We start from the raw sequence: 15,224 nt of genomic DNA on the forward strand, positions 1-15,224 counted from the left end.
GAAATAGCGGGCAGGGGAAATGTACAACACCAATTAGATTGTTACATTTGTTGTCGGCCTAACTATCGTCACTGCGATAGTGAATGTCATTGATGTACCAAAGTTTGCGCCCTGTAGGGGTAGATACCCAGGCCTCATCATCAACCTGCTTTTTTAACAACGCTCGCGCCATTGGTGCATCAATTGAGATGACAGTTTTGCTATCATAAATTTCATCTGGACCGACAATTTGAAAGCGTAACACTTCGCCTTGTTCATCTTCCACTTCGACATAGGCGCCAAAAAATACTTTTCCTTCTTGCTGAGGGCTGTAATCAACAACTTGAAGGTCTTCTAAGCGCTTACGCAAATAACGCACGCGCCTGTCTATTTCCCTCAGACGCTTTTTATTATACTGATAATCGGCATTTTCCGAGCGATCACCTAAGCTCGCCGCCCAAGCGACTTTCTTCGTTACTTCTGGGCGCTCGGTGCGCCATAAGTGGTCTAACTCTCGTTGCAACTGCTGGTATCCACGGCGTGTAATTAATTTCGTTTTCATTGCTTTTTGTTCAGTTTTAATTCACAGTCTGCATTACATAGTTAAATGTAGCGGTATTTTTAGGCGAGTATAGTGATGCACAAATACAGTGTAAAACACATAATATTATTGGTACTCAGCCTACTTGTGCTTAACAGCTGGGGAGTTGCCAATGCTCACACGCAATTTTGTAGCGTTACTGATCAGCCGAGTGTCGCCCTCGAGTTAGAAGCTACCTCAAGCCCAGCTCAAGATAAAGACAGCGAGAAAGATTTTGACTTTACCGCTGCTTCACTTTCAGCAAATACATACCAATCCTTAGCACTTAGAGCGGCTCACACCGAGCTAGGTAAGGGTGCACTATGTAACTTACGCCCACAACAACGAGCGCCTCCCATTTTCTTTAAATAAGCTGTTTTTTATTAACAATTATTTGGAGAAGATCATGACTGATTTTAAAACCTTACGTACTCATTATGTAACAAGTGCGAGCCAATTTACTGCTCCCCAAGTTGTACCAGAGGCGTTAAACACCAACAGTAATGCCATGACATTACTGCAAGATTTTACAGCCCAAGCGCCTGTTCGCATTTTGGCTAACACCCCTTTGAACGCTGCACGAAAACTTGCCAGCGCTACTCCCACAAACGCATTGTTAGTGGTCGATGAACAGAATAACGTGCTAGGCGTTACTTCTAGCGTCGAATTACAGAGCGCGCGAGTCACGACCCAAGCCGCACAAATGGGCATCAACCCTAGTGAGCTACTGGTTCATGACATGATGCGTTCGCTGCATACCCTGCCCTGTATCAGTATGCTTGCTGCACGTAATACCACCTTGGGTAATGTACTCAGCACTATGGAACACCGTGGCAGTTTCTATTTATTAGTGACTGACAAAGAGCAAGTAACTGGAGTTTTCTGCGCCCGTGCTATTGCCAGAAAGTTAGGTATCGCATTAGATATCACTCCTGTCGCACAATCTTTTCAAGAGGTTGTAGCCAGCGTCGAGCATCCGCATTAACAAAGTTTTGTAAAGTGAAACACCTCGCCAGGGACGGCGAAATTTGCCCTTCTGTTCACTGTTGGCTGTGATATTATCCAATGCAATTATGATTAATGTGCCCGTATTAGGGCGACAAGTGTAAAGGTTTTCAATGGGCAATCTCACAACTTTGCTTGCGCAAGAGTTGCAAGCGCAAGAGCAACAGGTGATCGCAGCAACCAAGTTGCTTGATGAAGGGGCAACAGTACCGTTTATCGCGCGTTACCGAAAAGAAGTTACTGGTGGATTAGACGATACTCAATTACGCACCCTAGAGCAGCGATTAGGTTACCTGCGTGAGCTCGAAGAGCGCCGTCAATTCATTACTAAAACCATTGCAGAGCAAGATAAGCTCACTAGCGAACTGCAAGCCGACATCGCCGCAGCAACGACTAAAACAGAGCTTGAAGACCTCTACCTTCCCTACAAGCCCAAGCGCCGCACAAAAGGGCAAATTGCTATCGAAGCGGGTCTGGCGCCCTTGGCCGATGCCTTATTCGAGAACCCTGATCTTGACCCACAAAGCCAAGCTTCAGAATATGTCGATGCCGATAAAGGAGTCGCAGATAATAAGGCAGCATTAGATGGTGCCCGCGCTATTCTGATGGAGCGCTTTGCCGAAGATGCCAAGCTGCTTGCCAAGTTGCGTGCACATATTAAGCAACATGGTCATATTGAAAGTAAGGTTATTGCTGGCCAAGAGCAGTCAGGAACTAAATACCAAGATTACTTTGAACACAGTGAAGGCGTGGCGAGTGTTCCCTCTCATCGCGCTTTAGCCATGCTTCGTGCGCGCAACGAGGGCGTACTGGCACTGAGTATTAACCCAGACGCCGAGAGCGCTGATGGCCATGCTTTATGTGTGTCGATGATAGCCGAGCACTTCAATTTGCCGCTGGAAGGCAAAGCAGCCAGTACCTGGCTCGCCCAAGTGGCGCAGTGGACATGGAAAGTGAAGCTATCACTGCATCTAGAGAATGAGTTTTTAGCGGCGATGCGTGAGCTTGCAGAAACCGGTGCCATAGATGTGTTTGCCAAGAACCTAAAAGATTTATTAATGGCTGCGCCAGCAGGCGCGAAAGTCACTTTAGGCCTTGATCCTGGCTTGCGTACCGGGTGTAAAATGGCCATTGTCGATAGCACCGGCAAAGTCTTAGCAACCGCCACCATCTTCCCACATGCTCCACAAAATCAATGGGATAAATCGCTACGCACGATTGAGCAACTGTGTCGTCAACATAAAGTCGAGTTAATTGCCATTGGTAATGGTACCGCCAGCCGCGAGAGCGATAAACTCATCGCCGAACTTATCAAGGCACAACCGGAGCTCAAACTGAATAAAGTGATGGTCAGTGAAGCGGGCGCTTCAGTGTATTCTGCGCCTGAGTTTGCAGCTCAAGAGTTTCCGGATTTAGATGTCTCATTACGTGGCGCGGTTTCTATTGCCCGCCGCTTGCAAGACCCGTTAGCAGAGCTGGTAAAAATTGAACCAAAATCCATCGGTGTTGGCCAATACCAACACGATGTATCACAAAGTCAGCTTGGGCAAACCCTGACTTCAGTTGTAGAAGACTGTGTAAATGCCGTGGGTGTTGACGTAAATACCGCATCTGCGCCCCTATTAACTAGAGTTTCCGGACTGAATAAAACCTTGGCGCAGAACATCGTTCAATACCGTGATCAGCATGGTGCCTTTGCGAGTCGCTCTGAGCTGAAAAAAGTAGAGCGCCTAGGTCCTAAAGCCTTCGAACAAAGTGCCGGATTCTTGCGTATTGTCGGTGGTAAAGATGCTCTGGACGCTTCAGCTGTGCACCCAGAAGCCTACCCAGTCGTAAAGGCCATTTGCGCAAAAACGGGTAAGCCCATTGATGCCCTGATAGCCAATGCAGAAGCATTGAAGGACGTCAATCCACAAGAATATATCGATGATAAGTTTGGCCTGCCTACGGTCACCGATATTATTGCAGAACTACACAAACCGGGCCGCGACCCACGCCCTGAGTTTAAGACTGCGGCCTTTAAAGCCGGTGTTGATACCATAGCCGATTTAAAGCCGGGCATGGTGCTTGAGGGAGTCGTTTCCAATGTCGCCAACTTTGGCGCCTTTGTTGATGTTGGCGTTCATCAAGATGGTTTAGTTCATATTTCTGCGTTAACCGACAAGTTTATTAGCGATCCACGCGAAGTGGTCAAAGCCGGTGATATTGTTAAAGTAAAAGTCATGGAAGTGGATGTGTCGCGTAAGCGCATCAGCTTCACCATGCGCTTAAACGATGAGCTACCGGCTGCTGGTGCGGCGAAAGCGGAGCGCAAACAAACGAGAAAGCCTCAAGGCGCTACAAACAAAGGTAAAGGCGCACCGCGCAAGCCTAAAGAAGCGAATAACGCCGCTATGGGCAATGCTTTCGCTGAGGCCTTTGCCAAACTTAAGAAGTAAGCTTTTTTAAGATAGAAAACGCAGCAACCGCTGCGTTTTTTTGGCCCTCACTAACGCATCAGCAGTCGCTATGATGGTGCCGTTGCTTTTAAATAAACCATTTCAGGCAGAAATAGGAAATGTGTTTAGTATAGGGGTGACGAGTAAAGGGAAAAGTAGCGCTAAACCTGCGCCATAAAAGCCGATTGCTTGCGCTCTTGCGGCGCACTGACTTGCTGATAAAAATCGGCAATACGCAGGGCTCTTGATTCAACCTCTTGGTCACGCTCAAAACGACGAGTAGGCTCATTGGTTGCGAATGCTGGCGGTGTTGGCGTTTCCTCCTCTTCAGAGGTGTTGAGCTGTTGCCCAGCCAACTCAGCCTGAGCCCGGGCCAGCTTTTGCGTTGCTTCATTCGCTATGGCTCGATCAGCACCGGAGGGCTCTGCTGGCGCCAACGCCGCTGAGCGTACCTGCTGCATCTTCTCGATGGTTGCTTGTGGGTCGCCCGGTACTTCACCCACATCTATTTGTACTTCTCCACCCACCGCGTAATTTTTGCCATCTGGACCACGTTGATAGTCGTAGCTCGGTGAGCCGGCATATTGACCCCCTACCGATGCATGGGCTTGCTCGTGGGTTCGAACTTCACGGTCACGTTCTGCAAGCTCTTGGATTTGTTGCTGTTCCTGCTCGCGCTGCTGTTGCTGCTGCTCGCTAGATTGCTCCTCAGACCCCTCACTATCGCGCTCGTTAATCGTTTTCTGCTGGGCAACTGTTTCTTTTTCGCTGCTTTGCGCGTCTTTACTCTGACCGGGGTTACGTGCCTTGTCTGCGTCTGATGCAGCTTTATTATCGGTTGCACTCTGTGCTGGCTGCTTAGGCTCGGGGATCACTTCGCGCAGCTGGTTGTCACGCCTTACACTCTCGGTGTAAACGTTTGCGGTATTAAAATTAATAGTTGGCGTTGGCGTGACTATGTTCATGTCTATGCACGAATATCGATAATTGTTCCTAACACTTCATCGGCAGTACGAATTGACTCAGTGTTAGCTCTAGCGTTGAATTCAGCTACTTTAAGATTCACCAGCTCCTCATCCACGCGCGGAGCCTGTGACACCGGAGCCGTTACCGCTTCATCAGCATTGGCACCTTGAAGTTGACGACCCTGTTGAGTTTGCTGTTGGTCTTGGCGCTCAATAGTGGCGCGATTAATGTTAGCGGTCGCTTGCTCAACATCTTGTTGAGCGCGATTAAAGCCTTCTACACCAGCATTAAAAATAGCTCCTACAGGCATAACTTTCCCACCTACATTACAATTACACTTATAGTTATTATTGCGCAAAAAGTAGACGAAATAAAGGTGTTTCGGCTATGTCTCGCTGGTTTTAGGTCAAAGCATTGATTTTAAAGTAGCTAAAAATTCATCTTTATGAGATATGAACGGCGCATGAGAGGCCTTATCAAGCACGGCGATATCTAAATCGCTACGCAACGCCTGCATTTGTGCAATAGCTTTGTAGGGAACCAAGGCATCCAAACGACCAAAAATAGCACCCACTGGTTGCTTAATATGGGCAAACTCGTGGCGTAAGTCATGGTGTTGTAAAATATCCAGGCCTTGGCGCAATGCCTCAGCCTGAGGCGGTGGTGCTTGCTTAAGTAACGCTTTTAATTGCTTTGTATCGGCACGGGCGGTATCACTACCCATTGCTTGAATAGCCAAAAAGCGTTCGATGGTTTTTGCGCTGTTGTTCAGCAGTTGCGAGCTAAAATCTTCTAGAACCTGTGCTTTTATACCCGGCCAGTCGGCTTGTTGGGCAAAAAATGGAGTGGATGCCACAAGGATAACTTTGCTGACCTTATGCGGGTAAAAATAGGCAAGGTAAAGCGCTACCAACCCACCTAAAGACCACCCCACGATAACGCTGTTGTCCTGCAGTTGATCTGCAAGCACCGCACTCATAGTCGGTAAATCATAAGTGTGTAACTGCTGACTCTCACCATATCCTGGCAAGTCCAACGCACGTACGTCGCCATCAAATAAAAAGTTGAGTTCTGGGCGAATAAGCTCCCATACCTTATTATTCATTCCCCAACCGTGCAGTAACACCAATTGTTTTTGCATTTTCTAACGACCACACCCACTATTAAAACGGATTGCCTGGGCTAAGAGCCCAAGCACGCAATGTAGCAATAATAACGGGATTTAAAGGTTATGCAATGGATGCTCTATCACACCTGCGCAGTTGGCTATTTCCGCAGTACTGCAAGCTTTGTTCACAGTCTCTGCCGATGGGAGCACAGTTATGTCAACACTGTTGCGCGGCATTTAGCACCTTCTCTGAGCCCGACTTATTAGTTCGTGCCGATATTCAACGACTGTTTCCATTGCGCTATGTTGATCACTTAGTGGCTTTGCAGTGGTATCGGCCACCCGTGAGTACTTGGCTAAAGCAATACAAGTACGCCCATCAGCTGCACTACCAGGTCGCCGTGTCACAGCTTTTACAGCAGCATTTATATACTCTTAGCCATGCTGATAATTGGCAATGGCCTGATAGTATCGTGCCTATCCCTTTAGCTCATCCCCGGCTTGTTTGGCGCGGCTTCAATCAATGTGTGCTGCTTTGGCAGCAGGCGGTGCCACAAGGTTTATTTGTCGCCAATGCTCTTGCCAGACCATTGAGCACAAAGCAACAAGCTAAGCTGGGAGCGCGTTCGCGACGCAAAAACTTAGCCAACGCCTTTACCGTTAGAATGCGTGTTCAGGATATGCACATTGCCATCGTTGATGATGTCATGACCACAGGCGCTACCGTAGACAGTGCTGCTCGTAAGTTAAAAGAGGCTGGGGCAAAAGAGGTATCGGCCTGGGTTGTGTGCCTAACCGCAAAGTAAAAAGAGCCGGCTAAAGCCAGCTCTTTGGATTATTCACCGCGAGCGTGAATATGCTCACCGAAGAATAAGGCATTACTAAAGATACGGCTAGTGCCATACCAGAAACCTCGGAAAACCGGATTGTCTGTCATCGCGACCACCGTACCTTGCCCATATGAGTGCGCAACAATGGCTCCTGCATTAGCGACTTGCGTTACGTTGTTATCATGGGTAAACCCAGCTAATAATGGCTTCTCGGTGTATTTCGCTACGTTAACAAATGGAGCACTGGATTGCTCAAGCAAAAAGGTGCTGTTTTTGAATACTGGCAGCTGCTTACGAGTCAACGAGTAGCTCAGCGGGTGCGTTAAATCGACTTCCGTATTAAAAATAGCCCCGGCGATACGCTGCTTACCGGCAAGCATATCTTGGTCACCATATTTGAGACCTTCGGTTGCGAATACTGCGGCCATATCTTTACGCGATACATAACTGGCTTTTAGTATTTGTTGGTCAACCAAGAACTTAGCTCCACCTTTTTGGCCCCAGATAACACCACCGCGTTTAACCCATTTTTGTAGTGCCACTTTTTGCGCTTTACTCATTGCCGAGTAGCGACCATTGGCGAGCACGATGTGGGTGTAATTATCTAGACTCACACCACTTAGGTTGTCCAACTCAATAATGCTTGGCGTGATACCCACATGGCGATCTAAGTAATACCACAGCTCGCCCACCTCGTACTGGCTGGTTTGCTTACCGCCCACCAGCAACACTTTTGGTAAGTGCACAGGAGCAAGCTGCCGCGAACCTAAATCAACGCCTTTACTGGTTAATCCTGAATCCAAGGCAACGATAGGTATAGCAAAGCGTTGTTGCGCCTCATTTAAAATTTCTAGCCAATGTTCGTGTTGTTGTATGCCTGCTGGAATAACAATAGATCCCGCCGCAAACTGTTTTGTCGCGTTACCACTTTTTGCACTCAGTGGTGCTAAGGCAACGCGAGCGTTGACTCCCTCACGAAGCAAGTAGCTTAATAATTTAGGTGCATCATAGTCGAACCACTCAAAGGCATACGCGTAGTGTCTTGTTAGTTCTTGCGCTGATGGCTGCGCACCCTGTTGCCATGGCTGCTCTGCAAGCTCCAGCCCCCAAGTACTGCTTAATGGCGCAAACTCAAGGTTAAAGGCATGGGCAAGTGTCCAAGCAGATACGTCATAAAAGGTATTGTCATTAAAACTTTGCTGCTCAGAGAAAATTGACTTAATCAGTCGGTATTGGCGTTGCGCCAGTGGCACAAAGTAGCTATTAGGCGCAGCAAAAGTGCGCTTATCAACAGTGGTTTGTTCTTCGAGTGCATAAGCCTTAATTTGATGCTGCGCGAGTAACTCTAAGAAATAATCTAAACGGGTAGCATCCTTAGGTGCGCTCACCACATAACCTTTCAACTTGTCTTTATCTGCGAGCTTACCTACTTGTTGGTAAAAGTCCTGCTGATAATCAAGTAGCTGCTGACGGTTTTCAAGCACCGCATCAAAAGTAGAGAAGCTAGTGAGAAGCTGGTTCTTTATGGTGAAAGCAAAGTCCATTTGACCATTAACAGTATCTTGAACATGGCCTCGGCTACTCGCCTGCTCAAAGAGAATACCGATGCTGCCATTCACATCTGGGTAAGTGGAACCTTTACCAACATAAAAATCATCAAATGCTTCTTCGGTAAAATATAAGCGCTCTTCACTATCAAGGATGCGAGCATGATGTTTCGCGATGGCTTTGGTTAGATCAACATTACCATTGGGTGTTAGCGGGTTTTTCCGTGATGGTATACCTGGCTGAAAGAAATAAGTGCTGCTTGGCCCCATCTCATGAAAGTCGGTCAGCACATTGGGCTGCCACTTATGGAACTGAGCAATACGTGCCCGAGACTCAGGGTGTTGCAGTAGTAACCAGTCGCGATTTAAGTCAAACCAATAATGGTTAGTGCGACTACTCGGCCAGTTTTCATCGTGTTCGCGTGTTTGAGGGTCGGCACTGGGTGTCATGGCTCGGTTTGAGTTTGCCCAGTTTGCAAAACGTGCCAAGCCATCTGGGTTCAGCGACGGGTCCAACAGCACCACAGTGTCATTGAGTAACTTCTCAACACGCTGATCTTGTGCTGCGGCCAAGTAATACGCTACTAATAATGCCGCATTACTGCCTGAAGATTCATTACCATGAACACTATAACCCATGTAAACCACAGCAGGGTCATCGTTCGTGCCCGGCTCACCCTCTAAGCGCGCTAAGTGTTGTGCGCGAACTTGCTCGATATCGGCTAAGCGTTGTGGTGCAGCAAACGTTAACATCAGCAATGGTCGCCGCTCATGGGTGTATCCAATGGTTTCAATATTGACACGTTCGCTGGCATCGGCCAAAGCACGCATATAGTAAACCAGTTGATCGTGGCGTACATGCCACTCACCGACTTCATACCCAAGCACCGACTGTGGTGTAGGGACATTAGGGTCGAACTGAATATCATTGTTAAAGTAGTAATCGAGTGGCTTAGCACTCAGTGAAGATGCAAATAAAAGCACCACTAGAAAAAGTATTCGACGCATGGAATTTATTGCTGTTAGAGGACCATAGTCCTCACGCTACCACCCGATTAAAATTAAGCCAACTTTTTACGGTCAACACTGGCGACAACGCGATGAGCAGAGTATGATACGCAGTAACCGAGTAAAATAGTCAAGTATAGCGTTGTTACTATGATCACAATTTCAGAATCTGCTCAAAGCCACTTTGCCAAATTGCTTAGTGAGCAAGCCGAAGGCACCAACATCCGTGTATTTGTTGTCAATCCTGGCACATCACAAGCTGAGTGCGGGGTGTCTTACTGCCCTGCCGATGCCGTTGAGGAAGGTGACATTCGTCTGAACTTCAATGGCTTCGATGCTGTTGTCGACAGTGAGAGTGCACCCTTTTTGGAAGATGCCGAAATCGACTTTGTTACCGACCAAATGGGCACACAACTCACTCTCAAAGCACCTAATGCTAAAGCACGTAAGTTGTCTGACGATGCCTCATTAGAGGAGCGTGTAGAGCACATGTTGCAAACTGATGTGAACCCACAGCTTGCGAATCACGGCGGTCAAGTACAGCTAGTAGAAATTACCGCTGATGGCATTGCCATTTTACAATTCGGCGGCGGCTGTAATGGTTGTTCAATGATTGATGTGACCCTCAAAGAGGGTATCGAGAAGGAAATGGTCGCTAAATTTAGCGAAATCTCTGGCGTGCGTGATATCACCGAGCATAGCCGTGGCGAACACTCATACTACTAAGTTTAAACGCCTAGTATATAGCTTGGGCAGCGAGCCCAAGCTAAGCCTCAGGCGATTTTTTATCGGTTTAGGCTTATTTGCCATCGCCATGGGCCTCATTGCGGCAGGCTACTTTTATGTACCACTGTTACAAGTCCCTGGCCTTATTCTACTCGCCGTAGCCCTATTTTTTGCCTTTTGGGGCTACCTGGGAATTTTTGCTAATCGCTTTTCGCAGGTTATATCAGCAACTGATGTGACTTGGCCAGACGATGATAACGCAGCGCCAAAGTAATCCCGCGCAAGCCCATAAAGGCCGTCATCGCCGCCCACAGCGCGTGATTACCTAAACCTTGAGTCAGGGCAAAAACACCAAAGAAGCCCACAGCTGCTGAGAAGATCATGGTATTGCGCATATCCTTGGCCCGCATTAGCCCCACAAAAACACCATCGAATAGAAAACAGCCCATAGCGATAAGTGGCATGGCGATAAGCCAAGGTAAATAAGTAATCGCCATGGCGTTAACTGCGGGCACATCGGTCAGCAGACGAATAATTTGCGCACCACCGAGTAGGAAGATAAGTGCATATAGCAACGCAAAAACTAAGCTCCATTGCATACTGATACGCACCCACATACGCACACGTTGCTCATCTTTGGCTCCTTTAGCCTGCCCCACTTTGGCCTCCGCTGCATAAGCAATACCATCCATAGCAAAACTGATTAGCAATAAGAAATTCATTAACACCGCGTTCGCCGCCAACACCACATCACCAAGACGCGCCCCGTAAAAAGTCATAAAGCTAAAGCACAGCTGCAGCATCAGCGAACGAAAGAAAATATCGCCATTGAGACGCAGCAAGGCGCCTAACTGCAGTAGTTTAGGGGATAAATACCAGTGCCATTGTAATTGATGGCGTTTAAATAAACGGCTCACTAACCACAGTGCAAACACGAGAGCGCAGTAATCAGCCATCACGGATGCTAAGGCCGCACCTTTGACTCCCATTTCGAGGCCCAATACGAAGTAAAGATCGAGTGCTATATTGACCACATTGGTTAATAACACCAGCAGGAAAGGGCCACGACCATACTGTACACCGAGCATCCAACCCAACAACACCAAGTTACTCAGTGCTGCGGGGGCACTGTAAATACGAATATAAAAGTAATGATTGGCTTGCTCAATTGTTTGCGCCGAGGCATCGGAGAGTTGTGCCATTAACCAGGCTAAAGGATGCTGGCAAACAATGAGTAGTAGCGCCACCAGCAGCGCTAACATGATACTTTTCTGTAGCGAGGCCACAAGCTGGCGCTTGTTCTGTTCGCCATAAGCCGTAGCAATAAGCCCGGTGGTACTCATGCGCAAAAAGCCCGCCAGCCAAAACAACATGGAAATAACCGTTGCACCTAGGGCTATACCTGCTAAATAATGGGCACTCCCGAGGTGACCTATGACCGCCGTATCAACCAAGCCTAGTAATGGCACGGTGATATTCGATAGAATCATAGGCCCAGCAAGCATCAATAAGCTTTTATGGTGGGTATTATGTTTAAAAAAGTGTCCCATGTAGTAATTTTCTCTTTCTTTGCACTGGCGTGCGCATCGGCTCAAGCTGCCGTTATTCTACAGTATCATCACGTAAGTAAAACCTTGCCTAAGGTCACCAGTGTTGATGCCAGTACATTTCGTGCTCATATGCAGTACCTTAAAAAAAATGATTTTGAAGTCATTGCGTTAGACACTCTGATTGAAGGACTCAAACAGGGCGAAAGCTATAATGATAAAACCGTGGCCATTACCTTTGATGATGGTTACGACAACAACATTGAGCAAGCAGCGCCTATTCTTAACGAGTTCGGCTACCCCTATACCATATTTGTTAACCCCAAACTTATTGATGAGCAGCGCAGCTATGTCATGACCTGGGAGCAGCTCAAGACACTCAGTCAGCAAGGTGCCCTTATCGCTAATCATAGCGCTCAGCATGACTATCTGCACCACCGCTTAGATGGCGAGAGTGACGCCCAATGGCAAGAACGTATCCGCGCGGATTTACAGTATTCAGAAAAACGTATAGAGGAAGAGTTGGGTTACAGCTTAAAGTATTTAGCCTACCCTTATGGCGAATTTGACCGAGCCTTACAAAAACTGGTGCAAGACATGGGTTATGTTGGCATAGGACAACATTCAGGGGCCGTAGGTCCAGACAACGACTTTACGCGTTTACCACGTTTTCCCGCATCTGGTTTTTATGCAGACTTGGATACCCTGTCTACTAAACTGGCATCCCTGCCGTTTCATATCGATACCTTAACCTATGACGATACGGTCACGACAAAACGCCAACCTGAACTGACGATCTCGTTCAAAGAAAAAGGCTTTCATCAAAATCAATTCGCTTGCTATGTGTCTGGTCAAGGTCGGGCCGAACTCAACTGGCTCTCTGCTAAGCAGGTTAAAATCACCGCTAAACAAGAGTTGGGAGACGGGCGTGCCCGTTACAACTGCACTGCGCCTTCACAACAAGCGAGCGGGCGCTACTTTTGGTTTTCACAACCTTGGGTGATCACTTCTTCGCCTGCTCAATAAGCCATTGCGGAGATTTAGCTAAACTTAAGGTTACCTGTGCGGCCCCAAGGTCAATGGCGGCCTTGGGCATGCCCCAAACCACTGAACTTGCCTGATCCTGGGCCGCTGTTACTGCTCCTGCCTGTTTTAACTGTAACAGCCCCTTGGCACCATCAGCCCCCATGCCCGTTAGCAATAGTGCACAGGTGTGCTTAGCTAGTTGTTGCTCAACAATGGACGAAAACATCACATCCACCGCTGGACGATGACGATTAACCGGTTCGCTTGATGACAACCGACACACCAGCTTACCGCCTTTACGCTGCACCATCAGGTGCTCGCCACCTGGCGCGATATAGATATTGCCTGCCTTAATGACTTGCTCATCACTTGCCTCGTGCACCTGCATCGCACAAACATTATTCATGCGTATGGCAAAAGACTGGCTGAATACCGGTGGTATGTGTTGGGTGATAACCACCGCAGGGAAGTTTTCAGGTAGGCGCGTAATCACTTCTTTAATAGCTTCGGTACCACCGGTAGATGCACCTATGGCTACGAGGTGGTTGAGTTTAAACTGTTGGTCTTTTTGAACGGTTACCGGCGCAAGTGTTTTGCTGGAGTGACGACGAATGTTGGCCTTAGCCGCAGTGCGCACTTTTTGCTGTACTGAACCTGCATAAGCTTGCATTTGGGCGCGAACATTATTGGTGGGCTTAGCAACAAAGTCTACAGCTCCCAACTCCAACGCTTCGAGTGTAATAGGTGCGCCCTGCTGGGTCAGTGTCGAAATCATCACCACCGGCATTGGTCGCAAGCGCATGAGGTTTTTTAAAAAGCTGATGCCATCCATTTTTGGCATTTCAATATCGAGAGTGAGCACATCAGGGTTGAGCTGTTTTATCATCTCCCTTGCCTGGTAGGGATCGCTGGCACAGCCCACCACCTCCATATCATGGGCGTCAGTAATAATTTCCTTTAATAGTGACTGGATTAGCGCTGAGTCATCGATAATTAATACACGGATCATGGTCACTCCTAAAACAGCTCAATATCGGTATTGCTGTCTGTCTGCTCAAGATCGCGCAGGTATTTCAGTTCTCGTTTCTGAATAGTGTCGTTGTGCATTGTGCGCAGCTTTTTCACCTTCACTGCACCTGATTCTGGGTGAAAGAGCACTTTTCTCGGCCAAGGGCCACCTACATCATGTGCAACCAAGTTGAGCCCTTCCTCCTTTAGATATGCATTGGCAAAGCGGATATTGCCCATACCGACATCGGTCATAGAGCGAATAATCTTACCGCCACCAAATAGTTTCACTTGTAGGTTCTTGCGCAATCCACCATTTTTAACAATTTCATTAATCAAAAATTCCATTGCCCAGTTCCCATAGCGGCAGTCGGTGCTATCGGGATCTATTTGCTCCAGCTGCAAAGAGCTGGGTAACATAAAATGATTCATACCACCGATTCCCATTACCGGGTCGTAGATACACGCGGCAATACATGATCCCAGTACCGTTGACACCAACTCATCTTGCTTGGTGACATAAAACTCACCGGGCAACACCTTAGCCATCACTTTATTACGGCCTGAGTCCCAAAACCGTTTTATTTGCTCAAACCCGCGTAAGGTTGGCTTGAATGCTGGGTTCATGAACCTACCTTAGAATACATAGTACGACCTAGGTTATTGAACTGAGTTTGCTCTTTACCCATGGTTTCGGAGTGGCCTAAAAATAAGTGTCCTCCGGGTTTGAGCCGCTGTGCAAATAAATTGTAGAGGTGCTCTTTGGTCACTTTGTCGAAGTAAATCACTACATTTCGGCAAAAAATAACGTCGAATTGGCCCTTCATAGGCCAAGGCTCAAGTAAGTTTAAGCGCTTAAAGGTTATGTACTTCTGTAGCGCCTGCTTCACTTTCATTTGTTCGCCACTGCGGCTTTTTAAAAACCATGTTTTCAACAGTGGCTCCGGGATCCCTGTGACCTGTCGCTGGTTGTACACTCCCTGTTGTGCGCTGTGCAACACATTGGAGTCTAAATCGGTCGCGAGAATCTTGATATCCCAGCCAACACGCGGACAAACTTTGGCAACCGACATCGCAATGGAGTATGGTTCCTCGCCTGTGGAACACCCTGCCGACCAGATACGAATTTTATGATCGCGAGTATTTTCTTTTAACGCTCGCGGAAGCAGCTCCTTTTCTAGGTAATCGAAGTGGTGCTTCTCACGGTAAAATGAGGTTAGATTGGTGGTCAATGCGTTAATAAAGTGGCTCAGCTCCTGCTCGGGATGCTGCTCCAAAAACACTAGGTATTGCTTGAATTTGGTAAACCCGTATTGGCGCAACCGTTTTGCCAGCCGCGAATACACCATTTCTCGTTTATGCGGTCCGAGCACGATGCCGCACGCTTGATAAACTTGCCCAGCAATACTTTTAAAGTCTTTATCTGTAAAAATAAACTCCGACATTGCTGGGCCTC

16 protein-coding genes are annotated in these 15,224 nt (G+C 47.7%); 7 read left to right on the top strand and 9 right to left on the bottom strand.

Features of this window, described 5'->3' with window-relative positions:
* Positions 1–58: 58 nt before the first annotated feature.
* The gene (gene greB, locus PRUTH_RS14060; protein ID WP_022943727.1) at positions 59–541 is read right to left on the bottom strand and encodes a transcription elongation factor GreB; all 483 of its coding nucleotides are present in this window, start codon (positions 539–541) and stop codon (positions 59–61) included.
* Positions 542–616: 75 nt separating this feature from the next.
* On the opposite strand from greB, the gene PRUTH_RS14065 reads away from it, so the two are divergent.
* The 3 genes from PRUTH_RS14065 to PRUTH_RS14075 all read left to right on the top strand — a co-directional run bounded on the left by PRUTH_RS14065 (position 617) and on the right by PRUTH_RS14075 (position 4,002).
* A complete protein-coding gene (locus PRUTH_RS14065; RefSeq protein ID WP_151173542.1) occupies positions 617–931 on the top strand; it encodes a hypothetical protein in 315 nt (104 codons plus the stop codon).
* Between the two features lie 34 nt (positions 932–965).
* Entirely contained in the window at positions 966–1,544 is a 579-nt protein-coding gene (locus tag PRUTH_RS14070) for a CBS domain-containing protein (protein ID WP_045979094.1), read from the top strand.
* Positions 1,545–1,677: 133 nt separating this feature from the next.
* Positions 1,678–4,002 carry a Tex family protein gene (locus tag PRUTH_RS14075; protein ID WP_151173543.1) on the top strand — a complete coding sequence of 775 codons (2,325 nt, stop codon included), beginning with the start codon at positions 1,678–1,680 and terminating at the stop codon, positions 4,000–4,002.
* A 161-nt stretch (positions 4,003–4,163) separates the two neighbouring features.
* Here the strand turns inward: PRUTH_RS14075 and PRUTH_RS14080 are convergent, their stop codons facing one another.
* The 3 genes from PRUTH_RS14080 to bioH all read right to left on the bottom strand — a co-directional run bounded on the left by PRUTH_RS14080 (position 4,164) and on the right by bioH (position 6,109).
* On the bottom strand, positions 4,164–4,967 hold the full coding sequence (locus PRUTH_RS14080) for a putative metalloprotease CJM1_0395 family protein (protein ID WP_151173544.1): 804 nt from the start codon (positions 4,965–4,967) through the stop codon (positions 4,164–4,166).
* Between the two features lie 2 nt (positions 4,968–4,969).
* Positions 4,970–5,278: a hypothetical protein gene (locus PRUTH_RS14085; RefSeq protein ID WP_151173545.1), complete on the bottom strand. Its 309-nt coding sequence runs from the start codon at positions 5,276–5,278 to the stop codon at positions 4,970–4,972.
* A 96-nt stretch (positions 5,279–5,374) separates the two neighbouring features.
* Complete coding sequence (bioH, locus tag PRUTH_RS14090) at positions 5,375–6,109, bottom strand: pimeloyl-ACP methyl ester esterase BioH (RefSeq protein WP_138587354.1); 735 nt, start codon at positions 6,107–6,109, stop codon at positions 5,375–5,377.
* Positions 6,110–6,204: 95 nt separating this feature from the next.
* On the opposite strand from bioH, the gene PRUTH_RS14095 reads away from it, so the two are divergent.
* Entirely contained in the window at positions 6,205–6,882 is a 678-nt protein-coding gene (locus PRUTH_RS14095; RefSeq protein WP_151173546.1) for a ComF family protein, read from the top strand.
* Between the two features lie 29 nt (positions 6,883–6,911).
* Here the strand turns inward: PRUTH_RS14095 and PRUTH_RS14100 are convergent, their stop codons facing one another.
* Positions 6,912–9,461 (bottom strand): M14 metallopeptidase family protein, encoded by a 2,550-nt coding sequence (locus tag PRUTH_RS14100; protein WP_151173547.1) that lies wholly within the window; start codon positions 9,459–9,461, stop codon positions 6,912–6,914.
* Positions 9,462–9,611: 150 nt separating this feature from the next.
* Here PRUTH_RS14100 and nfuA point away from each other — a divergent pair, with 150 nt between their 5' ends.
* Together nfuA and PRUTH_RS19325 are read left to right on the top strand one after the other, a co-directional pair.
* On the top strand, positions 9,612–10,187 hold the full coding sequence (nfuA, locus tag PRUTH_RS14105; RefSeq protein ID WP_022943718.1) for a Fe-S biogenesis protein NfuA: 576 nt from the start codon (positions 9,612–9,614) through the stop codon (positions 10,185–10,187).
* Entirely contained in the window at positions 10,165–10,461 is a 297-nt protein-coding gene (locus PRUTH_RS19325; protein WP_045979089.1) for a hypothetical protein, read from the top strand. The genes nfuA and PRUTH_RS19325 overlap by 23 nt, the downstream gene beginning before the upstream one ends.
* Here PRUTH_RS19325 and dinF read toward each other — a convergent pair.
* Positions 10,406–11,677 carry an MATE family efflux transporter DinF gene (gene dinF / locus PRUTH_RS14115; protein ID WP_257220956.1) on the bottom strand — a complete coding sequence of 424 codons (1,272 nt, stop codon included), beginning with the start codon at positions 11,675–11,677 and terminating at the stop codon, positions 10,406–10,408. The genes PRUTH_RS19325 and dinF overlap by 56 nt on opposite strands.
* Positions 11,678–11,716: 39 nt before the next feature.
* On the opposite strand from dinF, the gene PRUTH_RS14120 reads away from it, so the two are divergent.
* Positions 11,717–12,760, top strand: a complete 1,044-nt coding sequence (locus PRUTH_RS14120; protein ID WP_151173549.1) for a polysaccharide deacetylase family protein — start codon at positions 11,717–11,719, stop codon at positions 12,758–12,760.
* Here the strand turns inward: PRUTH_RS14120 and PRUTH_RS14125 are convergent.
* The 3 genes from PRUTH_RS14125 to PRUTH_RS14135 are packed head-to-tail and all read right to left on the bottom strand — an operon-like array spanning position 12,738 to position 15,213.
* Entirely contained in the window at positions 12,738–13,769 is a 1,032-nt protein-coding gene (locus PRUTH_RS14125) for a protein-glutamate methylesterase/protein-glutamine glutaminase (protein WP_045979087.1), read from the bottom strand. The genes PRUTH_RS14120 and PRUTH_RS14125 overlap by 23 nt on opposite strands.
* Positions 13,770–13,777: 8 nt before the next feature.
* Entirely contained in the window at positions 13,778–14,395 is a 618-nt protein-coding gene (cheD, locus tag PRUTH_RS14130; protein ID WP_022943714.1) for a chemoreceptor glutamine deamidase CheD, read from the bottom strand.
* Positions 14,392–15,213: a CheR family methyltransferase gene (locus PRUTH_RS14135; protein WP_151173550.1), complete on the bottom strand. Its 822-nt coding sequence runs from the start codon at positions 15,211–15,213 to the stop codon at positions 14,392–14,394. Before PRUTH_RS14135 ends, cheD begins: the two co-directional genes overlap by 4 nt.
* Positions 15,214–15,224: the final 11 nt, after the last annotated feature.

It is taken from the genome of Pseudoalteromonas ruthenica (assembly GCF_008808095.1).
Classification (GTDB): domain Bacteria; phylum Pseudomonadota; class Gammaproteobacteria; order Enterobacterales; family Alteromonadaceae; genus Pseudoalteromonas; species Pseudoalteromonas ruthenica.

Coding starts and splice junctions, on each gene's coding strand:
- PRUTH_RS14065 (WP_151173542.1), top strand. CDS start 617: ATGCACAAATACAGTGTAAAACACATAATATTATTGGTACTCAGCCTA.
- cheD (WP_022943714.1), bottom strand. CDS start 14,395: ATGAACCCAGCATTCAAGCCAACCTTACGCGGGTTTGAGCAAATAAAA.
- PRUTH_RS14135 (WP_151173550.1), bottom strand. CDS start 15,213: ATGTCGGAGTTTATTTTTACAGATAAAGACTTTAAAAGTATTGCTGGG.
- PRUTH_RS14095 (WP_151173546.1), top strand. CDS start 6,205: ATGGATGCTCTATCACACCTGCGCAGTTGGCTATTTCCGCAGTACTGC.
- PRUTH_RS14075 (WP_151173543.1), top strand. CDS start 1,678: ATGGGCAATCTCACAACTTTGCTTGCGCAAGAGTTGCAAGCGCAAGAG.
- dinF (WP_257220956.1), bottom strand. CDS start 11,677: ATGATTCTATCGAATATCACCGTGCCATTACTAGGCTTGGTTGATACG.
- nfuA (WP_022943718.1), top strand. CDS start 9,612: ATGATCACAATTTCAGAATCTGCTCAAAGCCACTTTGCCAAATTGCTT.
- PRUTH_RS14085 (WP_151173545.1), bottom strand. CDS start 5,278: ATGCCTGTAGGAGCTATTTTTAATGCTGGTGTAGAAGGCTTTAATCGC.
- PRUTH_RS14120 (WP_151173549.1), top strand. CDS start 11,717: ATGTTTAAAAAAGTGTCCCATGTAGTAATTTTCTCTTTCTTTGCACTG.
- PRUTH_RS14080 (WP_151173544.1), bottom strand. CDS start 4,967: ATGAACATAGTCACGCCAACGCCAACTATTAATTTTAATACCGCAAAC.
- PRUTH_RS14125 (WP_045979087.1), bottom strand. CDS start 13,769: ATGATCCGTGTATTAATTATCGATGACTCAGCGCTAATCCAGTCACTA.
- bioH (WP_138587354.1), bottom strand. CDS start 6,109: ATGCAAAAACAATTGGTGTTACTGCACGGTTGGGGAATGAATAATAAG.
- greB (WP_022943727.1), bottom strand. CDS start 541: ATGAAAACGAAATTAATTACACGCCGTGGATACCAGCAGTTGCAACGA.
- PRUTH_RS14100 (WP_151173547.1), bottom strand. CDS start 9,461: ATGCGTCGAATACTTTTTCTAGTGGTGCTTTTATTTGCATCTTCACTG.
- PRUTH_RS14070 (WP_045979094.1), top strand. CDS start 966: ATGACTGATTTTAAAACCTTACGTACTCATTATGTAACAAGTGCGAGC.